This window comes from Roseovarius sp. SK2 (assembly GCF_028807495.1).
In the GTDB taxonomy this organism is placed as follows: Bacteria; Pseudomonadota; Alphaproteobacteria; order Rhodobacterales; family Rhodobacteraceae; genus Roseovarius; species Roseovarius confluentis.
The window spans coordinates 280,931-301,014 of sequence record NZ_JARAMK010000003.1 but is presented as its reverse complement, the minus strand read 5'-3'; the positions used below and the strand labels follow the sequence as shown (position 1 = coordinate 301,014).

The 20,084-nt window shown below is 65.0% G+C and carries 19 protein-coding genes; 9 read left to right on the top strand and 10 right to left on the bottom strand.

Annotation, left to right across the window (positions count from 1 at the left end; genetic code table 11):
- Positions 1-21 precede the first annotated feature (21 nt).
- From glcE to PVV74_RS08420, 6 genes are all read left to right on the top strand, one after another.
- The gene (gene glcE, locus PVV74_RS08445) at positions 22-1,158 is read left to right on the top strand and encodes a glycolate oxidase subunit GlcE (RefSeq protein ID WP_274592884.1); all 1,137 of its coding nucleotides are present in this window, start codon (positions 22-24) and stop codon (positions 1,156-1,158) included.
- The gene (locus tag PVV74_RS08440; protein ID WP_274592883.1) at positions 1,155-1,340 is read left to right on the top strand and encodes a hypothetical protein; all 186 of its coding nucleotides are present in this window, start codon (positions 1,155-1,157) and stop codon (positions 1,338-1,340) included. Before glcE ends, PVV74_RS08440 begins: the two co-directional genes overlap by 4 nt.
- Positions 1,337-2,623: a glycolate oxidase subunit GlcF gene (glcF, locus tag PVV74_RS08435; RefSeq protein ID WP_274592882.1), complete on the top strand. Its 1,287-nt coding sequence runs from the start codon at positions 1,337-1,339 to the stop codon at positions 2,621-2,623. Before PVV74_RS08440 ends, glcF begins: the two co-directional genes overlap by 4 nt.
- A gap of 80 nt (positions 2,624-2,703) precedes the next feature.
- A complete protein-coding gene (locus tag PVV74_RS08430; RefSeq protein ID WP_274592881.1) occupies positions 2,704-3,516 on the top strand; it encodes a trypsin-like serine peptidase in 813 nt (270 codons plus the stop codon).
- Position 3,517: 1 nt separating this feature from the next.
- Positions 3,518-4,372 (top strand): trypsin-like serine peptidase, encoded by an 855-nt coding sequence (locus PVV74_RS08425; protein WP_274592880.1) that lies wholly within the window; start codon positions 3,518-3,520, stop codon positions 4,370-4,372.
- Between the two features lie 144 nt (positions 4,373-4,516).
- Positions 4,517-4,984 carry an Hsp20 family protein gene (locus tag PVV74_RS08420; RefSeq protein ID WP_103762781.1) on the top strand — a complete coding sequence of 156 codons (468 nt, stop codon included), beginning with the start codon at positions 4,517-4,519 and terminating at the stop codon, positions 4,982-4,984.
- A 259-nt stretch (positions 4,985-5,243) separates the two neighbouring features.
- On the opposite strand, the gene PVV74_RS08415 is transcribed toward PVV74_RS08420, so the two are convergent.
- From PVV74_RS08415 to PVV74_RS08400, 4 genes are all read right to left on the bottom strand, one after another.
- On the bottom strand, positions 5,244-7,262 hold the full coding sequence (locus PVV74_RS08415; RefSeq protein ID WP_274592879.1) for a vWA domain-containing protein: 2,019 nt from the start codon (positions 7,260-7,262) through the stop codon (positions 5,244-5,246).
- Positions 7,259-7,795, bottom strand: coding sequence for an RNA polymerase sigma factor (locus PVV74_RS08410; RefSeq protein WP_274592878.1), 537 nt, complete (start codon positions 7,793-7,795; stop codon positions 7,259-7,261). The genes PVV74_RS08415 and PVV74_RS08410 overlap by 4 nt, the downstream gene beginning before the upstream one ends.
- Before the next feature lie 135 nt (positions 7,796-7,930).
- Complete coding sequence (locus PVV74_RS08405) at positions 7,931-8,815, bottom strand: dihydrodipicolinate synthase family protein (protein ID WP_274592877.1); 885 nt, start codon at positions 8,813-8,815, stop codon at positions 7,931-7,933.
- Between the two features lie 8 nt (positions 8,816-8,823).
- A complete protein-coding gene (locus PVV74_RS08400; RefSeq protein ID WP_103762778.1) occupies positions 8,824-10,302 on the bottom strand; it encodes an NAD-dependent succinate-semialdehyde dehydrogenase in 1,479 nt (492 codons plus the stop codon).
- 83 nt (positions 10,303-10,385) lie between these two features.
- Here PVV74_RS08400 and PVV74_RS08395 point away from each other — a divergent pair, with 83 nt between their 5' ends.
- Entirely contained in the window at positions 10,386-11,174 is a 789-nt protein-coding gene (locus PVV74_RS08395) for an alpha/beta hydrolase (RefSeq protein ID WP_274592876.1), read from the top strand.
- Between the two features lie 107 nt (positions 11,175-11,281).
- On the opposite strand, the gene PVV74_RS08390 is transcribed toward PVV74_RS08395, so the two are convergent.
- Positions 11,282-12,280 (bottom strand): P1 family peptidase, encoded by a 999-nt coding sequence (locus tag PVV74_RS08390; RefSeq protein WP_274592875.1) that lies wholly within the window; start codon positions 12,278-12,280, stop codon positions 11,282-11,284.
- 163 nt (positions 12,281-12,443) lie between these two features.
- On the opposite strand from PVV74_RS08390, the gene PVV74_RS08385 reads away from it, so the two are divergent.
- Positions 12,444-13,682 (top strand): aminopeptidase P family protein, encoded by a 1,239-nt coding sequence (locus PVV74_RS08385; RefSeq protein WP_274592874.1) that lies wholly within the window; start codon positions 12,444-12,446, stop codon positions 13,680-13,682.
- A gap of 38 nt (positions 13,683-13,720) precedes the next feature.
- Here PVV74_RS08385 and PVV74_RS08380 read toward each other — a convergent pair whose 3' ends face one another.
- On the bottom strand, positions 13,721-14,536 hold the full coding sequence (locus tag PVV74_RS08380) for a cyclase family protein (protein ID WP_103762774.1): 816 nt from the start codon (positions 14,534-14,536) through the stop codon (positions 13,721-13,723).
- Between the two features lie 125 nt (positions 14,537-14,661).
- On the opposite strand from PVV74_RS08380, the gene PVV74_RS08375 reads away from it, so the two are divergent.
- Positions 14,662-15,258 carry a DUF1523 family protein gene (locus PVV74_RS08375; protein WP_274592873.1) on the top strand — a complete coding sequence of 199 codons (597 nt, stop codon included), beginning with the start codon at positions 14,662-14,664 and terminating at the stop codon, positions 15,256-15,258.
- A gap of 2 nt (positions 15,259-15,260) precedes the next feature.
- On the opposite strand, the gene PVV74_RS08370 is transcribed toward PVV74_RS08375, so the two are convergent.
- The 4 genes from PVV74_RS08370 to PVV74_RS08355 form a co-directional block, all read right to left on the bottom strand.
- A complete protein-coding gene (locus tag PVV74_RS08370) occupies positions 15,261-16,133 on the bottom strand; it encodes a dimethyl sulfoxide reductase anchor subunit family protein (RefSeq protein WP_274592872.1) in 873 nt (290 codons plus the stop codon).
- The gene (locus PVV74_RS08365; protein ID WP_274592871.1) at positions 16,133-16,912 is read right to left on the bottom strand and encodes a 4Fe-4S dicluster domain-containing protein; all 780 of its coding nucleotides are present in this window, start codon (positions 16,910-16,912) and stop codon (positions 16,133-16,135) included. Before PVV74_RS08365 ends, PVV74_RS08370 begins: the two co-directional genes overlap by 1 nt.
- Positions 16,909-17,061 (bottom strand): hypothetical protein, encoded by a 153-nt coding sequence (locus tag PVV74_RS08360; protein WP_170067169.1) that lies wholly within the window; start codon positions 17,059-17,061, stop codon positions 16,909-16,911. The genes PVV74_RS08365 and PVV74_RS08360 overlap by 4 nt, the downstream gene beginning before the upstream one ends.
- 115 nt (positions 17,062-17,176) lie before the next feature.
- Positions 17,177-20,002: a molybdopterin oxidoreductase family protein gene (locus PVV74_RS08355; RefSeq protein ID WP_274592870.1), complete on the bottom strand. Its 2,826-nt coding sequence runs from the start codon at positions 20,000-20,002 to the stop codon at positions 17,177-17,179.
- Between the last annotated feature and the right edge of the window lie 82 nt (positions 20,003-20,084).

Genomic DNA, 20,084 nt, shown 5'->3' with positions numbered 1-20,084 from the left:
CCCCGGAGTATTTTTGGAACAATGAAAGCCCTTGCCCCCACCTCCGAGGCCGAACTGGCCGATATGGTCGCCTCCGCGTCCGAGCCTCTGCGCGTCATGGGCGGCGGCACACGCCCCATCGGCGTGCCGGTCAACGGCCAGCCGCTGACAACCTCGGGCCTCTCCGGCGTAAACCTCTATGAGCCCGGCGCACTGACGCTGGTGGTCCAGGCCGGCACCCCGGTGGAAGAAGTGCGCAAGACCCTGGCCAAGGAGGGGCAGCGCCTCGCGTTCGAACCGATGGACCATCGCGGCCTGCTGGGCACGACCGGCGAGCCCACCATCGGCGGCGTCTTCGCCGCCAATGTCTCTGGTCCCCGCCGTATCCAGGCCGGGGCCGCGCGCGACTTCCTGCTGGGCGTGCGCTTCGTCGACGGACAGGGCCAGGTCACCCGCAACGGCGGGCGTGTGATGAAGAACGTCACCGGCTACGACCTCGTCAAGCTGATGGCGGGCAGCTACGGCACCCTTGGAGTACTCACCGAACTGGCGCTCAAGGTATTGCCCGCGTCCCACCAAACGGCCACGATCACGCTCTCGGGTCTCGACGACACCACCGCCGTCGCCGCTCTCTCCCGCGCGCTCGGCTCGCCATTCGAGATCACCGGCGCGGCGCATCGCCAGACCGAGGACGGCCCGCAAACCTGCCTGCGCATCGAGGGCTTCGAAAAATCCGTGGCCTACCGCGCGGGTCAACTCCAGACCCTTCTGGCCGATCTCGGCGCCGCCGACATCGAAACCGACCCGGACATAAACGCGACGCTCTGGCAGGACATCCGCGACGTCGCCTGCTTCCATGACGGGCCGGGAGATGTCTGGCGGCTGTCCGTGAAGCCTTCCGACGCGCCCGGGATCAAAGCGCAGGTCGACGGAGCCGAGGCACTTTATGACTGGGGCGGCGGCCTCGTGTGGCTGCGCGTGCCGCAGGACACCCAAGCCGACACCATCCGCGCCGCCGTCAACGCCGCCGGCGGCCATGCCACGCTGATCCGCGGCAACCGCGCGGGCGGTGTCTTCCAACCGCTTTCCCCGCCCATCGCAGCACTTCAGGACGGGCTGCGCGCCCGGTTCGATCCGCGCAGCATCCTGAACCCCGGCCTGATGGGCCGCGCCGCATGATCGATGCACTGCTCTTCGCCATCGGGTTTCTGGCCGGGCCGACCGTCCTCGGGGTGATGGCCATACGCACCAGTACACTGTCACCTCACACCCGCCCCGCGGCCTACGGCGCAACCGCCGCCGCCGCCACCCCCTGCCCTGGTTCGGGCTTTACACCGCACAGATGGTTGCCGACCGAATGAAAACAGACTTTACCGAAGACCAGCTCAAATCCCCCGCGATCCAGCGCTCGAACGAGATCCTGCGCTCCTGCGTGCATTGCGGATTCTGCACCGCGACGTGCCCCACCTACCAGGTGCTCGGCGACGAACTCGACAGCCCCCGCGGCCGGATCTACCTGATCAAGGACATGCTGGAGAACGACCGCGACCCGGATCCGGAAACGGTCAAGCATATCGACCGCTGCCTCTCGTGCCTCGCCTGCATGACGACCTGTCCGTCCGACGTGCACTACATGCACCTCGTCGACCACGCCCGCGAATACATCGAGGATCGCTACCAGCGCCCCTTGTTCGAGCGTGTCCTGCGCTGGACGCTGGCGCGCATCCTGCCCTACCCGAACCGTTTCCGCGTTGCCATGCTGGGCGCCAAGATCGCCAAACCGTTCAAATGGGCCCTGCCCGACGCCCGCCTGCGCGCCATGGTCGAGATGGCCCCCAAGAGCATCCCCCCGGTCAGCCGCAATGACGACCCGCAAACCTTCCCGGCCAGGGAAAAGCCTGTCAAACGCGTCGCCCTGATGACCGGCTGCGCGCAAAAGGCGCTGAACACCGACATCAACGACGCCACCATCCGCCTGCTCACCCGTTTGGGCTGCGAAGTGGTGGTGGCCAAGGGCGCCGGCTGTTGCGGGGCGCTGACTCATCACATGGGCAAGACGACCGAAAGCCACGCCACGGCGGCCCACAACATCCGCGCCTGGACCGCCGAGATGGATGGCGACGGGCTCGATGCCATCGTCATCAACACCTCCGGCTGCGGCACGACGGTCAAGGATTACGGCCACATGTTCCACACCGAGGCGCTGGCCGAGGATGCCGCCCGCGTCTCGGATATTGCCATGGATGTCTCGGAACTCCTGATGCAGCTCGACTTGCCCGAGGGCACGCCCAAGGACACCCGCGTCGCATACCATGCCGCCTGCTCACTGCAGCACGGCCAGCAGATCAAGACCCACCCAAAGACCCTGCTGAAAAACGCCGGGTTCGAGGTGGTCGAACCGGCCGACGCACACCTCTGCTGCGGCTCGGCTGGCACCTACAACCTGATGCAGCCCGCGATCTCCAAGCAGTTGAAAACGCGCAAGGTTCAGACGCTCGAAGCCAAGTCGCCCGACATCATCGCCACCGGCAATATCGGCTGCATGATGCAGATCGGCTCGGGCACCGGGGTGCCGGTCGTGCACACTGTCGAACTGCTCGATTGGGCCACCGGCGGACCGAAACCCCCGGCGCTGCGGGAGTAATCCGGCCCGGCCCTATTTTCGACATATTGCGCCGGTACGAGCTTGGGAAATCAAGCGAGGCACCCGGTTTGTTCAAGAGCATGCGATTCACAGGGCTTGTTGCGGCCCTGTTGTGTTGGGTCACGTCGGTATCCGCGCAGGATACGGCGCTTCAACGTCTGGATACCACCGATGACGGCCGCCAGTGGCAGGCCGTGGGGCGTATCGACATCGGCGGAAGCGGCTTTTGCACCGGCGCCCTGATCGCGCCCGACCTCGTACTGACCGCCGCGCACTGCCTGTACGACGCCACCACGGGCAAGGCGGTCGACACCCAGCAGATCGAGTTTCTCGCCGGCTGGCGCAATGGCCGCGCCACCGCCTATCGCTGGGTCCGCCGCGCGGTGGTGCATCCCGAATACGATTATTCCAACAGGATCGACGCCGCCCGCGTGCGCAACGACATCGCACTTCTGGAACTGCACCACCCCATCGCCAAGTCCGGCGTCGTCCCGTTCCACACCGATACCCAGCCGCGCAAACATACACGCATCGGGCTGGTCAGCTATGCCCGCGAACGCTCCGAGGCGCCCTCGCTGCAGGACATGTGCCAGGTTCTGGAACAGCGCAGCGGGCTTCTCGTGATGTCCTGTGACGTCGATTACGGCGCCTCCGGCGCGCCGGTCTTCACCTTCGAGGACGGCGCCCCGCGTATCGTCTCGGTCATCTCCGCCATGGCCGAGATCCACGGCAAGAAAGTCGCCCTGGGCGCCTCGCTCGACCGTCCCCTTGCCCTGATGCGGGACGCTTTGGAAAACGGAGGCAGCCTTCGGGATCAGGCGCGCATCGACCTGTTCTCGACCGGCCAGAACCGTGACACCGGCGCGAAATTCGCCTCACCGGACCTGGACTGACATGTTGCGCCGCCTGATGTCGCTCTGCGGGCTTCTCGCGGGCCTCATCCTGCCGACGCTGGCCACCGCCAGCGACCTGATCCGCCTGACCAACCGCGATGACCTTCTGGGGTGGGAGGCCGTGGGCCGCATTGACCTCGGCCAGGACAGCTATTGCACCGGCACGCTGATTGCCGACAACCTCGTGCTGACGGCGGCCCATTGCGTCTTTGACAAGCGAAGCGCACCGCTTCTGCCCGAACGCATCGTGTTTCGCGCCGGCCTGCGCGACGGGGCCGCCATCGCCGCGCGGAACGTCCGCCGCTTCGTAGTGGCCGACGGCTACGCACCCTCCGACGGAATGTCCGCCGACAATGTCCGCCGCGACGTGGCCTTGCTGGAACTCGACACGCCCATCCCCACCGCCACCGCCAGCCCCTTCGCGCTGCACCACAATCCCACCCGCGGCGATGACGTCAGCGTCGTGTCCTACGGCAGGCAACGCGACGATGCGCTCTCATGGGAGCGTGAATGTGACGTGCTCGGCCGCGGGCAGGGGCTGATCTCCTTCAACTGCAACGTGACCTTCGGCTCGTCCGGCGCGCCGGTCTTCTCCGACGGCGGCTACCGCGCCCGCATCGTCAGCCTCGTCGTCGGCGGCCACAAGACCGAGCACGGCACCACCGTCGCCTATGGCATGGAACTGCCCGAGGCGGTCGCGGCGCTGAAACGCAAGCTGCGCGCGATGCCCAGCACCTTTCCAAGAACCACAGGCATACGCCGCAACAGTGCGGAGACCGCGCTTTTTCCGCCCAATGGCACCAGTGACCAACCCACCCCGGGCACACATCCCGGTCCGAAATTCGCGAAGCCTTAGCGTTTGAAAGCGTCAAACAGGTCTTGAAACCGGTTTTTCCGCTTCCCAAATAAGCGTTGTCCGACGCCGCATCGCGGGTCGGAAGCACCCGCCTGTCCCGTTTGGGAAGGCATCCACATAGGTATCGCTCAACGGAGGATTCCAATGCGTAACTTTGATCTTGCCCCGCTCTACCGGGCATCCATCGGGTTTGACCAGATTGCCGACATGATGGACCGTGTCCTCGCCGGTGACGTCAATCATCCCACCTACCCCCCTTACAATATCGAAAAGACGGCTGATGATGCCTACCGCATCTCCATCGCCGTCGCAGGGTTCAGCGACGACGAGCTATCCGTCGAACTGCGCGAAGGCGCCCTGATCGTCTCGGCCCGCAAGGCCGAAGAGGAAGGTGACCGCACCTACCTGCACCGTGGCATCGCCACCCGCGCGTTCGAACGCAAGTTCCAGCTGGCCGACCACGTCAAGGTCACCGGTGCGACGCATACCGACGGAATGCTGCATATCGAGCTGGTGCGCGAAGTGCCCGAGCGGCTGAAGCCCCGCCGCATCGAGATCGCCAGCGGCACATCCACCCACAAGGATGTCGTTGACGCCGAGACGGTCAACTAAACGGCAAATCCTAGAACGCGAAACGCCCCGTGGTTGCCACGGGGCGTTTTTCGTTCGGGGCCGCGCTGTCGTCGCCCGCCCGGGGTGGCGATCCGTCACTCGTTCCACGCACTTTATCGCAGCAAAATCCGCCGGACAGTCGAGCGAAGGGCAGAGCGCAGCAAAATCGCCGCCCCCTGGGTGGGGGGTCATGCCGGAGGCATGCTTCCAGCATGACGATAGCGCGGCGGCCTGCGTCCTTGATTCCGCGCAACGTTGATCACCGCGAAAGGCTCTCCGCCAACCGCATCAGCTGCACCGCCTCGGCACGATAGCCGAACGGGTCTTCGCCCTTCGCGCCGTTGGCCAGCGCAATCGCCTCCGCATAGCCCCAATCGCCAAGATACGTCTCATCGCGCAACAACTGCCCGAAACCGGCAATCGCCGCCGCGAACCGCGCTTCGGCCCCGGCCTCGCCACTCTCGACAATAGGTTGCTCGATCAGCTGGCTGTCATCCTGGCTGGGCGCCTTGTACCGCAGCTTGAAATACCCAAGCTCACCAGCGTCCCCGCTCACCGCCTCCGCCGCGCCATAGCGCAGCGGGTCACTCATCTGCGCGGGCGATCCGACCGGCGTGATCTCATAAAGCGCCGTCACCTGGTGACCGGCCCCGATATCGCCCGCATCCACCCGGTCATTGTTGAAATCCTCCCGCCGCAAGGCACGGGTCTCGTAGCCGATCAGCCGGTACTCGACCACGGCCGCCGGGTTGAACTCCACCTGGATCTTCACGTCATCGGCAATAGGATAAAGCGCCCCGCTCACCTGATCGACCATCACCTTCTGCGCCTCGGACAGCGTGTCGATATAGGCCGCGTGACCGTTCCCATTCTGCGCCAGCGCCTGCATCGTCGCATCATCCAGGTTGCCGCGCCCAAAGCCCATCACCGACAGGTAGGTGCCGCTCTCGCGCTCTTGCGCGATATACTCCTTCAACGCCTCGGGGTCGCTGATCCCGACATTGAAATCCCCGTCCGTCGCCAGGATCACCCGCGACACGTCCCCCTCGCCGCGCATTTCCCCGGCCAGCGCATAGGCCTGTTGCAGGCCCGCCTGCCCGGCGGTCGAGCCCCCGGCCTCCAACCGGTCCAGCGCGCCCAGGATCGTCTCCCGCTCCGTCGCCGCCGTCGGCGCCAGCGCCTGCCCCGCACTGCCCGCGTAGGTGACAATCGCCACGCTGTCCCGCTCGGTCAACTGCGGCAGCATCAGCACCAGCGATTGCTTCAACAGCGGCAGCTTGTTCGCCGCCTGCATCGACCCGCTCGTGTCGATCAGAAACACGAGGTTCAATGGCGGGCGATCCTCTACGGGGGGCATCTCTCCCTGGATCGCGATATGCACCAGCTGCGTGTCCGGGTTCCACGGGGTGTCCGTCACGCTCACCGTGGGCGCGAAAGGCGCATCGCCTTCGGGCGCGGCGTAGTCATAGGGGAAGTAGTTCACCATCTCCTCGATCCGCACCGTTTCCTTCGGCGGCAGGGTTCCGGCTCGCAAGGACGATCGCACCACACCATACGATGCCGTATCTACGTCGATCGAGAATGTCGAAACCGGTTCTTCCGCCGTGATTTTCAGCGCGTTCGGCTCCACCTCGGGAAACGCTTCGGTATCGCTTTCCGGCAGAGCCGTCGCAGCATCGGCATCCGGCTGCGCGATCCGTCCGACCGTGGTGGTGTTGGCCGCCCCTCCGGCATATCCCTCAAGCTCGCGCGGTGCTATGGACTGCGCCGCAGATGGAGCCGCCTGCCGCCGCGTCTCTGCGCCCAACTCGGGTTTTGCCATCTGGGGCTCCGGCGCAGGCCTCGGTGCTTCGGCGGCCGGTGCAGGCTCCGCCGGGGCGACATCCAACGTCAGTTCCTCTGCGGCATTCGGCACCGGCGCTTCCCTGCGCAGGCCCGCGTCCGCCAAACCGTCATCCGCTTCGGTCACCACAGGCTGCGTTCCCCGCAGCGCCGGCGCGTTCTGCCAATCCGGCACCACCACGACCATCCCCAGCGCCACCAGCGCCGTTGTCGCCGTCAGCGCTCCGCGCGTACTCATCCGCATCAACATGTCCGTCACTCCTCTGAACAGGCCCGCTTTCGGGCGATCAGAAGTTTGACGCGCGCCATCCCGCGCCTCTTGGAGATCGGCAAAGTTTTTCCGCGCCAGAGCGATGTCCGCCGCCTTCTTCTCGGCATCCGGCTTCGGTGTCGCGGCCTGCATCATGGCCTTCAGGTCATCGAGGTCGTCGCTCATGCGTCCTCCTCTCTCGCGCGCATCGCGCGCAACTGTTTCTTGGCCTCCGACACGCGCCACCCCACCGTGCCGCCCGAGATGCCCAGCACCTCGCCCGCCTCGGCATGGCTCATGTCGTCCAGTACCAGCGCCAGCGTGTCCCGTAACTCTTCCGGCAGGGCGCGCATCGCTTGCGTCAGCCAATCGACGGCCTCGGCCACCTCCGCGTCCGCGGCCCGCCGGTCCACTTCCCAGTCGCCCCAACCTTCCGCGTATCTCGCCCGCACCGCCGCCCTGCGCCGCCGGTCATGGGCCGCGTTCACCACCACCCGCCACAGCCAAGTGGTAAACCTCGACGCACCACGAAAACCGCCCAGCTTCCCCGGCAGCGCCGCGCACACATCCTGCGTCAGGTCCTCCGCCTCCGCCCTCGCGCCGGTCAGCCGAAAGGCCAGCCGGAACACGGCATCGTAGTGCTGCTCGACCAAAGCCGAGAAGGCCGCCGCATCGCCATCGGCGGCAGCTGTGGCCAGGGTTTCGTCACTGACAGTCATGCGCATCACGATTGTAGGACGCTGCCCGGTCGTCAATCCTTGGCGGCCCGCGAAAAAAATTTCGCACCATCAATGCGCGCGTAGGGTGGGATTTCATCCCACCGTGACGGGATCTCATCCGACGTGTCGCGCCCCCTACAGAGCCCCGACCCGCTCCAGCACCGCCTTCAACTCGGCCCGGCCGGTATCGCTCAGCGCATCCTGCGGCGGCAGCGGTTCGCCCACCTCATACCCCTGCAATTCCAGCCCGGCCTTGACGCAGGCCGCAAGGTTGTACTTCGCAAACGCCTGGTTCAACGCCCACAGATCGCGCTGCAACTCCATCGCCGCCTGGTACTGCCCGACCTTGCACAGCTCATACAATTTCACACTCTGCTTCGGCACGATGCAGGCGGGCCCGGCCATCCAGCCCTTGCCGCCGATCAGCATCACGCAGGCCGGGATATGCGCCGAGGCGGCAAAAATATCGAGCTTGTCGCCCACCCGGTCCATGATCGACAACAGCCGCCCGGTATTGCTGGATGCATCCTTCAGACATCGTATGTTCGGCACCTCCGCCAACTCCGCGATCAACGGCACGCTCAGGTCGCTGCGCTGGAAATTCGGGTTGGTGTAGATCACGATCGGCAACTCCACCGCTGCGGCGATGGCGGTAAAGTAGTCCTTGATGCCCCGGTCACTCACCGGAAAATACGCCTCCAGAACCGCCAGAATACCGTCACAGCCCATGGCCGCGAATTCCCGCGCCTGTCGCTCGGCCTCATGGGTCGTCGTCGCCGCGACACCCGCCACCACCGGCACCCGGCCCTTGGCGGCCGCCACCACCGTCTCGACGATGTCGCGCTTCTGCTCCCAGCTCAGATAGGCGAACTCCCCCGTCGAGCCCAGCGGCGTCAGACCATGCACGCCCGCGTCGATCAGGTCGTCACACAACCGCGTCAGCACCGCGCGATTGACGCGGCCCTCGCCATCCAGCGGCGACACCAGGTAAGGAAAGACCCCGTGAAACCCCTCCTCCATGCCGCGCCTCACACGCTCATGCAGACATATTTCAACTCCAGGAAATCCTCGATCCCGTGATGGCTGCCTTCCCGGCCAAGGCCCGACTGCTTCACGCCGCCGAAGGGCGCCACCTCGGTCGAGATAATCCCGGTGTTCACGCCCACGATCCCGTATTCCAGCGCCTCGGCCACCTTGTAAACCCGGCTCAGGTCCTTGGCATAGAAATAACTCGCAAGGCCAAAGATCGTGTCGTTCGCCATGGCGATCACGTCATCCTCGTCCTCGAACTTGAAGAGCGGCGCCAGCGGCCCGAACGTCTCTTCCTGGCTCACCTTCATATCCTGCGTCACACCCGTCAGGATCGTCGGCTTGAAGAAATTGCCGTCCATCTCGCCATCCGCGCCCCCTAGGATGACAGTGCCTCCCTTTGATTTCGCATCCTCGATATGCTCGACCACCTTCTCGGACGCCTCCGGGTTGATCAGCGGCCCCAGCTCGGTGCCGTCCTCCAGCCCGTCGCCCACCTTCATCTGGCTCACCCGGTTCTTCAGCTTCTCGGCAAAGGCATCATACACCCCTGCCTGCACATAGATCCGGTTGGCACAGACACAGGTCTGCCCGTTGTTGCGGAACTTGCACATGATCGCGCCTTCCACGGCGGCATCCACATCGGCGTCGTCGAACACGATGAACGGCGCGTTCCCGCCCAGCTCCATCGAGCATTTCATCACCTGGTCGGCGGCCTGCCGCAGCAGGATACGCCCCACCTCGGTCGATCCGGTAAAGGTCAGCTTGCGCACGTTCGGGTTCTCGCAGAACTCCTTGCCTATATCGCTCGACCGCGACGAGGTCACGATGTTGAACACCCCCGCCGGAATGCCCGCCCGCTCGGCCAGCACACCCATCGCCGTGGCCGACAACGGCGTCTCGGCGGCCGGACGACCGACGAAGGCGCAGCCCGCCGCCAGCGCAGGCGCCGCCTTGCGCGTGATCATCGCGTTGGGGAAGTTCCAGGGCGTAATGGATGCGGCCACCCCGATCGGCTGTTTCAGCACCATGATCCGCTTGTCGCGCTGGTGGCCGGGGATCATCTCACCATAAACCCGCTTGGCCTCCTCGCCGAAGAACTCGATGAAGGACGCACCATAGGCGATCTCACCCTTCGCCTCGGCCAGCGGCTTGCCCTGCTCTGCGGTCAGGATCGTGCCCAGGTCGTCCTGGTGCTCCATCATCAGGTCGAACCACTTGCGCAGCACCGCGGCCCGCTCCTTGCCCGTCCACTTGGCCCATTCCTTCTGCGCCTTGGCCGCGCCTGCAATGACGTCGGCCACCTGTTTGCGGTCCAGGTCCGCAACATTGGCGATCACGTCGCCCCGCGCCGGGTTCACAACCTCGAACGTGGCGCCGTCCGCACCATCGATCCACTTACCCCCGGCATAGGCCCTCTCGGCCAGCAGATCGGGGTCCTTCAAAAGCGATTTCAGGTTGGTGGCAGTATCGAGCATGGCGCATCCTCCGGCAAAAACGTCTCGTCTTGGCAAAGCATCTGGGGCAGAAAATGTCTAGGGCCAGCCCGAAGGAGCAGATCATGGATTACGACGACGCCTACGCCAACGTCCCCCACATCCCGGACGGCGAAAGCTACCCGCCCCGCTGGGCCGCCGAGGCGGCAGCCTTCCGCGAGGCACGCGCAACAGACCGCAACGATCTCGGCGTTTCCTACGGCGATACCCCGCGCCAGGCCTACGACCTCTTCCGCCCCGAAACGGCGCCGAAAGGCACCCTCGTCTTCGTCCACGGCGGCTACTGGCTCCGCTTCGACCGCAGCTATTGGTCCCACCTCGCCACCGGCGCTCTGGCCCGCGGCTGGTCCGTCGCCATGCCCTCCTACGACCTCTGCCCCGACGTCCGCATCGCCGGCATCACCACCCAGGTCGCCCGCGCCATCCAGAATATCGCCGAAAGTGAGCCCGGTCCCCTCGCCCTCGCCGGCCACTCCGCCGGCGGTCACCTCGTCTCGCGCATGATCCAACCCGGCCTACTGCCCATCGATGTCACAGATCGGATCACCACCATCACCCCGATCTCCCCGGTCTCCGACCTGCGCCCGCTCCTGCACACCGCGATGAACGCCCAGTTCCAGCTGACCGAAGACACCGCCACCGCCGAAAGCCCCGCGCTCATGACAGAACGCCTCGATATCCCCACTCACATCTGGGTCGGCGCCGACGAACGCCCCGTTTTCCTCGATCAGGCCCGTTGGCAGGCCGACGCCTGGTCCTGTCCCCTGCGCATCGACAAGGGCCGTCACCACTTCGACATCATCGACGCCCTCAAGGACCCCGAAAGCCTCCTGATGCGCGATATCCTCGGCTGACCAGCCCCGGCTTTTTCTTGCCGAAAATACTCAAAACCCGCCGCGCGCCACGAGCCCCACGCGAGGACCCTGCGTAGGGTGGGTGAAAACCCACGCGCCCCCGCCTCTCATCCCTGTCCGAACTGCTCCACCCAACACGGCACCCCATCTCCCGCCGCGGGCCGCCCCGCGAAAACCGCCCGCGCAATCGCCCGCGCCACGCAGGTTGCCGCCGCATGCCCCAACGCCAACTGCCCCGCCACGTCCGGCGCCTCGGCCCGTCCCGTGGCCGCGGCAAAGATCAGATCCCCATCCATCGGGGTGTGCGACGGCAGCAGCGCCCGGGCATACCCATCATGCGCCGCCACCGCCATCCGCGTGCACTGCGCCTGCGTCAGGCTCGCATCCGTCGCCACGACTCCAATCGTCGTTGCCGCGTGCTGTCCCAGCTTCGTCCTCGGCTCCTGCACATCCCCGAAATCACGCGCCACGCCTAGCCCGCCAAACTCGTCGCCCATCTCGAACGGCGCCGCCCAGAACTCACCGCGCTCGCCGGCCACGGCCGACCCCAGCGCGTTGACCGCCACCAGCGCCCCCACCGTCACACCCGACGCCAGCACGACCGAGGCCGAGCCCACGCCCCCCTTGAAATCCGCTGTCACCGCGCCCGCTCCGGCCCCGGAACTCCCAATCTCGAACGCCTCTCCCCGGGCCGCCAGCGCCTCCCGCCCCAGCCGCTTGTACGGGTTCTCGGCCCAATCCTTGTCCCCGCCATTCAGCAGATCGAACAGGATCGCCCCCGGCACGATCGGCACGCGCTGGTCCCCCACGGCAAAGCCCCGCCCCGCGTCACGCAACCCGTCCGCCACGCCCGACGCCGCATCCAGCCCGAATGCGGACCCGCCCGACAAGACCAGCGCATCGACCTCTTCCACCACCTTGTCCGGCGCCAGCAAATCCGTCTCCCGCGTGCCCGGCGCCCCGCCCATGACGTGCACACCAGCTGTAAAAGGTTCGTCTCCCACGACAACGCTCACCCCGGTCTTCACCGCCGCATCGTCGGCCTGCCCCACCAGTATTCCCGGCACATCCGTGATCAGGTTCCGCTTTCCCGGTCTTGCCGTCATGGTCCGTTCCCGTCCTCTTTTTGTCGCAGACCATCTTGCCAGACCTGCCCCGCTCTGCAAGAACAGCGTCAGACCCGCGGGCGATGGCGTCGCCCCAAACCCGGGTCTCATATCCCAACAGTCCTGAACGCCGGGACCTTTCTTGCTCAAGGAGGGTCACACAATGACTGCATCCCAAACCCAGACCGACTTCGCGGCAACGCGCCCCGAATTCTACCGTTTCCACAACGGCGAAAAGGCCCCGCTGCCCTTTGCCGCATCCGAATACGACCAGCGCCTCGCCGGCCTGCGCCGCATCATGGCCGAATCCGGCGTCACCGCCGCCGTCTTCACCTCGATGCACAACATCGCCTATTACTCTGGCTTCCTCTACTGCGCCTTCGGGCGGCCCTACGGCCTTGTCGTCACGGCGACCGACAGCGTCACCATCTCGGCGGGCATCGACGCAGGCCAGCCCTGGCGGCGCTGTTACGGTGACAACATCACCTACACCGACTGGCAGCGCGACAATTACTGGCGCGCAATCCGCTCCGTCACCGGCACCGGCGGGGTGATCGGCTACGAATCCGATCACCTGACACTCCAACAGCGAGAGAAGCTCGGCCACTACCTTGTCCCCAGCGACATGATCGACATCGCGGGCCACACCATGACCCAGCGCATGGCCAAGTCCCCCGCCGAGATCGCCCTCATTCGCCAATGCACCGCCATCGCCGATGCCGGCGGCCATGCCATCCGCGACGCGGTCCGCATCGGCACCCGCGAAATCGACGTCGCCATGGCGGGGCGCGACGCGATGGAACTGGAAATCGCCCGCCGCTTCCCCGATGCCGAATACCGCGACAGCTGGGTCTGGTTCCAGTCCGGCCTCAACACCGACGGTGCCCACAACCCCGTCACGGCCCGGCAACTCCAACGCGGAGATATCCTGTCGCTCAACACCTTCCCGATGGTCTCGGCCTATTACGTGGCCCTCGAACGCACCATGTTCGCAGGCGAGGTCGACGCCGCCTCGCTCGCCATCTGGCAGGCCAACGTCGCCACCCACGAATACGGCATGTCCCTGCTGAAGGCCGGCATCTCCTGCGCCGAGGTCACGCACAAGATCAACGCCTTCCTGGCCGAGCGTGACCTTCTGCAATATCGCACCTTCGGCTATGGCCACAGCTTCGGCATCCTGTCGCATTACTACGGCCGCGAGGCCGGGCTGGAACTGCGCGAGGATATCGACACCGTGCTGAAACCCGGCATGGTCATCTCGATGGAGCCGATGCTGACCATCCCCGAAGGCCAGCCCGGCGCCGGCGGATACCGAGAACACGACGTGCTGGTCATCACCGAGGACGGCCACGAAAACATCACCGGCTATCCCTACGGGCCGGAGTTCAACGTCGTGGGCTGAACCAAGCGCCCCGGCCCTACCGCCGGGGCATCTTCATTTCAGATCAACGCGAAGATCCGCGCCGGCCCCCCGGTGCCGCCCATGTGCTTCGGCGCACCGATCACGATCGTCGCCCCGCTGGCAGGCACCTTGTCGAGATTGGCAATGCATTCGATCCCGAAGCGCCCGGTCGGCAGCCAGGCGTAATGTGCCGCGAAATCCGCCGACGGCCCGTGATCCAGCGACAGCGTGTCGGACGCGATGGATTGCGCCCCCGTTTCCTCGACCAACATTTGCGCCGCCTCCACGTGGAATCCCGGGAAGTGCATCTTGTCGCCATCAAAGCCCCGAAACGCGTCCGATCCGGCCTTCGCGCCCCATCCCGAATAGAGCGCGACACAGGCATTATCCGGTATTTCGCCGTTCGCCTCGATCCAGGCGCGCAGGTCATCCGGCGTCACCTGCGCATCCGCGTCCTCCTCTGCCTTGGAGGCAATATCGATCACGCAAAGCGGCGCCACAAGGCTTCCCACAGGGATCTCGTCCACCGACGCACCATCCTCCGAAAAGTGCAGCGGTGCGTCCACATGCGTGCCGGTATGCTCGTTCACCGTCAGTTCCATCAGGTTGAAGCCGTTGTCGGCGAAATTGAACTTCTGCTCCATCGAGATCCCGGGCGCCCCGAAATAGGTCGGAAAATCCGGCCCGTAGGCATGAGTCAGATCCTCGACCGCATCATGCCCCGACGCCATCGCCCGCGGCGCACCGAAAGTGCCCAGCGCAGCCGCGGCCCCGGCCGCCGCACCGACGCCGAACAACTGCCGGCGCGACAACATCTTTTCCTTCACCGCTTGCATCACGCAGATATCACACATTATCTCGACTCCTGTTGGTTGTGTTCGGTCCCGATCCACAGGATAACACGGATCGACGCACTCGGGGGCGGTCCTTCGCGCGGCGTCCTTGCCGCGCCCGCCCCGGCATCAAGGAGCGAACGATCATGCACTATATCAAATGGATTTTCGTTGCCGCCTTCTGGCTGCTGGTCGCGGGCTTCCTGCACTACACCCTACCGCAGCACGACATCGCGCGCGTCACCGACACTTACGAGAAACGCATCGATTTCGGTGAGAACTCGATCTTCTGGTCCAACGTGGGCAGCGGCGACGCCGAGGGCACGGCCAACCGCGACATCTTCTTCATCCAGACCCGGCTCGCAGACGGCGGTGTCATGGTCTACCGCAACGAGGATACCGGCTGGGGCTGGCCCCCCTATTTCAAGTTCGACACCTCGAACCTTCAGGCCGAGGCCGCCGACCTGCGCTCGACCTCAGAGACACCCAAGTGGGTGTCGATCACCCATTACGGCTGGCGCAACGAATTCTTCTCGATCTTCCCCAACGCCATATCGGCCGAGCCGGTCGAAGGCCCGAACGTCACCATCATTCCGTGGTTCAACATTATCTTCCTGACGCTGCTGGCCGCCCTCGTCTGGGCCGTCCGCGTCCGCTGGATCCGATTCCGTGAACGCCGGATCGACCCTGTCACGGATGAGTGGGGCCTGACCGACCCGAAACCGGGCCAAGACCGAGTGTAGGACTAGCGTTTCCCGTAATACAGGCCCACCACATGCTCGGCCTCCGCAAAGAACAGCCAGCGCGAGGCCGCGATCCCGCCCAGATGCGCGAGAACAGCCACCAGCGCCGCGATATGTGAAAACGGCACCAGCAGCAGCACGAAAGGCACCGTGTAGCCGAACAAGAGCGCGATCATCCGCAGCTTCTGCGCATGCTTGCGCCCTACCACGTAGACAAATTCCCTTAGCAGATAATTGTTGCCCGTATGCGGCGGCTCGAACGCCCGCACCGTGCCGATGCTCCCCAGCCCCGTCGCGGTGGCCATGTCCGTCCCGCTCTGCGCCAGCGCCTTGTCCCCGCGCAGCCACCAGATGACCTGCACGGCGGCAGCCACCGGCATCAGGATCAGCGCAATCGCCACCTGCCCGGCCAAGAGCGCGCCACCCGCCAGCGCAATCGCCATGAACAACAGCGGCGTCAGCGGCGTGTTCCAGCGCGGCACGGTTTTCATCTGCGTGTAGATCATCGAGGTGGTGAACACCGTCACCGCCGACAGCACGGCTCCGATCACCCCCACCAACATCCAGGCCGTGTCGAAAAACACCAGCCCCGCGCCATAAACCGCCATCACCACCAGCGCCGCGACCGAGGACACACCCTCACGGCTCAACCATGACGACCGCCACTGCGTGAACGCCTTCAACGCCCGCTCCGGGTGTCCCAGGTGAAAGGTCGACGCCATCAGCCCTCCCACCGCCAGCAGGTAGGCAATCACGAAGAACGTGAACGCGACCCATCCGGTGGGCACGATGACCCCGAGCCCCAGCCAGAACAACAGGCCGAACCCAAGGCCCGACAGCGTGGTGAATACGATAACGGACGGTGCAGGATGCATCAGATCTTCTCCAGCGCTTTATCAAGCCAGCCGATAAACCCCTTCGGCTCCTCAGCCACGGGGGCCAGCAGCGGCGCCAGAACGTCGATCTGCGCCTCCGGGGCCGCCATCACCTGGTCCTTGGGCCGCGGCGGCAGGTACTGGTTCACCGGCTTCGTGCCCTGCTCGGGCATCAGGTCCATGCCGCCGCGCTCCTCGACCAGTTTCGACACGTCGCTCTCCGGATCGCCCAGATCGCCGAAATGCCGCGCCCCCGCCGGGCAGGTCCGCACGCAGGCCGGTACCCGGTCCTCCTCGGGCAGGTTGTCGTTGTAGATCCGGTCGACGCAAAGCGTGCATTTCTTCATCACGCCTTCCGCCGCGTCCATCTCCCGCGCGCCATAGGGACAGGCCCAGGCACACAGACCGCAGCCGATGCAATCGCTCTCGTTCACCAGAACGATCCCGTCCTCGACCCGCTTATAGCTGGCGCCGGTCGGGCATACCGTAACGCATGGTGCATCTTCGCAATGCAGGCAGGATTTCGGGAAGTGAATGAGCTGCGCCGCCGGATGCGGCATCCCGCTCTCGGCCAGGGGCTGCACCTCATAGGAATGCACCCGGTTCAGGAACGTCCCGCGCGGGTCGTCGCCATATGGGTCCTGGTCACTCAGCGGCGCGCCGTAATTCTCGGTGTTCCATCCCTTGCAGCTCACCACGCAGGCGTGGCAGCCGACGCAGGTATCCAGGTCGATCACCAGCCCCATCTTGCGCTGCGTCGTTTCGGGAAGCGTCGTCATGCTTGCCGCTCCTCTGTCTTGGCTGGGACGCCACCGCTTTGGGGCGCGTCCTCGCTCGAATTCCATTTGCCGACGAACCACACGAAGGTCCCGACCACGAAGATCACGAACGCCAGTATGGCGATCAATGTCAGGGCCCTACCGCTCACCGCCGCCCCTCCGCGCACCCATTTTCCGCGCGGAAAATGGGCCGGAAAATACGCATTTTCCGCCCAAGACTTTTCGAAAAGTCTTGCCAATTTTCTTGTAAGAAAATTCCCGCGCTCATTTGCCCACCTTCCAGCGCAGCTCGTCCGGCCCGGTCCCCACCGGCGACCGGATCGGCGCGAATGTCGGGTGCACCTCCTCGGGCGCCGCCGTCTTCTCGATCTTAACCCGCAGGTCGAACCACGCCGCCTGCCCCGTCACCGGGTCGCTGTTCGCCCAGCGCAGCCCGTCACCCTTGGGCGGCAACAACTCATGAATGAGGTGATTGAGCAGAAACCCCTTCGTGGCCTCTGGCGCGTCCTTTTCCAGCGCCCAGGCGCCCTTGCGCTTGCCGATCGCGTTCCATGTCCAGACCGTGTTCTCGTTGAGCGCGGCCATATGCGCCACAGGCACCGTGATCTCGCCATGCGTCGACGTAACCTTGGCCCAGTCGCCATCGGCAAACCCGTTCGCCTCCCATATCTTGGTCGGCAGGTAGAGCGGATTGCGCCCATGAATTTGCCGCAGCCACGCATTCTGCGAACCCCACGAGTGATACATCGCCATCGGTCGCTGCGTCAGGGCGTGCACAGGGTATTCCACCGGGTCCACATGCCCGTCCTCGAACGGCGGATACCAGATCGGCAGCGGGTCCAGCGTCGCCCTGATCCGCTCGCGCAGATGCTCGGGCGGTTGCCGTTCCCCATGTCCCTCGGCGGCCAGCTGAAATTTCCTCATCGTTTCCACATAGACATCGAAAATGAAAGGCTGCGGGCTGTCATATAACCCCATGCCGACGGCCCAGTCCTGGTAGCCCATGTTCCACGGTTTCATATACGCATGTTCTTCGGCGATATGGCTCACGAAGAACCCGCCATTCTCGATATAATTATCAAGCTGTGAGGCGTTCGGCGCACCGCGGCCATGCTGCGGCCCATCCTTCCCCATCCGCCACCCGGCCAGCGGCCCAACACCCGGTTTGCGCTCGTGGTTGACCATGTAATCGGCATAATCTGCCCACTTGGCGCTGCCATCCTCGTTGGTGAATCCCGGCAGCCCCATCTTGTTGGCCAACAAAATCAGCGCCGTCTGAAACCCTTTCACATCCCGGTCCGGCTCCACGACGGGCCAGCGGATGGCATCGGCCGCCGCATCCGCCTCACAAATCGGACGGTCCAGCAGGCTGATGCAGTCATGCCGCTCCAGGTAGGTCGTGTCAGGCAGGATCAGGTCGGAATAGGCGACCATCTCGGAACTATACGCATCCGAATATATGATACGTGGGATGACATACTCGCCAGCCTCGTCCTTGTCCGTCAGCATGTCGATCACGCCGCGCGTGTTCATCGAAGAGTTCCAGGACATGTTCGCCATGTACATGAAAAGCGTGTCGATCTTGTACGGGTCGCCCGCGTGGGCATTACTGATGACCATGTGCATCAACCCGTGCGAACTCATGGGATTTTCCCAGGTGAACGCCTTGTCGATCCGCGCCGGGCTGCCATCTTCCTTCAGCGCCAGGTCCTCTGGCCCCCGCACGAAGCCCAGATGCGGCCCGTCCAGCGGACGATGCGGCGTCACCTTGCTATGCGGCGTCGGATGGATGCTGACCGGTTTCGGATAAGGTGGCTTGAAGCGGAAGCCACCCGGCACTTCAACGCTGCCCAGAAGGATCTGCAACAGGTGCAGCGCGCGGCAGGTCTGAAACCCGTTGGAATGGGCGCTGATCCCTCGCATCGCGTGGAAACTGACCGGGCGGCCCACCATCGTCTTGTGGGTCTCGCCCCGGAAATCCGTCCATTCGCGGTCCAGCACGATTTCTTCTTCGAAAGCCACACGCGCCAGTTCTGCGGCAATCGCCCGGATCCGCCGCGCACTCACGCCACAGCGTTCCGCCACGGCCTCGGGCGCGTAGTCCTCTCCCATGTAGCGCTCCGCCAGCAAATGCATCACCGGCCTATGCGTCACGCCATCCTTTTCATAACTGGCCGACAGGTCCGGCTTCACGCCTTTCCTGTCGAACGGTGCAGGCTGTCCCGTCGCGCGGTCGATCACCAGCAGCTTGCCATCCGCATCCCGCATCAGCAGCCCGTGGTCCGGCGAACTGGTATCGCAATTCACCAACACCGGCGCGTTGGTATACTCTGCCAGGTACCGCAGATCGATCTTCCCGGCCCGCAGCAGTTCATGCACCAGCGCCAGGACAAAAAGCCCATCGGTCCCCGGCGTGATCCCGACCCACTCGTCGGCCACGGCGTTGTATCCCGACCGGATCGGATTCACCCCGATCACCTTGGCGCCGCGCTCCTTCAGCCGTCCGATGCCCATCTTGATCGGGTTGCTGTCATGGTCCTCGGCCACGCCGAAGATCATGAACAGCTTCGTGTTCTCCCAGTCCGGTTGCCCAAATTCCCAGAACGCGCCGCCCATCGTGTAGATGCCCGCCGCCGCCATGTTGACGCTGCAAAAACCGCCATGCGCGGCATAGTTCGGTGTCCCGAAATTCTGCGCCCAGAAACTGGTGAAGCTCTGGCTCTGGTCGCGCCCGGTGAAAAAGGCCAGCTTTTCCGGCGCCTCCTGCCGCAGCGGCTCCAGCCAGCCGGTGGCGATTTCCAGCGCCTCGTCCCAGCTGATCTCCTCGAACTCGCCCGACCCGCGCGGCCCGACCCGTTTCAACGGTGCGCACAGCCGCGACGGCGCGTTATGCTGCATGATCCCCGCGCTGCCCTTGGCGCACAGAACGCCCTTGTTGACCGGATGGTCCCGGTTGCCCTCGATATAGGCAACCTTGCCCTCCTTCATATGCACGTTGATCCCGCAACGGCAGGCGCACATATAGCAGGTGGTCTTGCGCACCTCGTCTGATACCTTGGGCGAGGTATCCAGTTTGGGCTGATCCAGCATGTCGTCGCCTCCCTTGTCTCTTCCCGGTCACGCCAGGCCAGTTCACACCGCCCCGCGGCCGCTTGTCTTGGTTCGTTCGCTT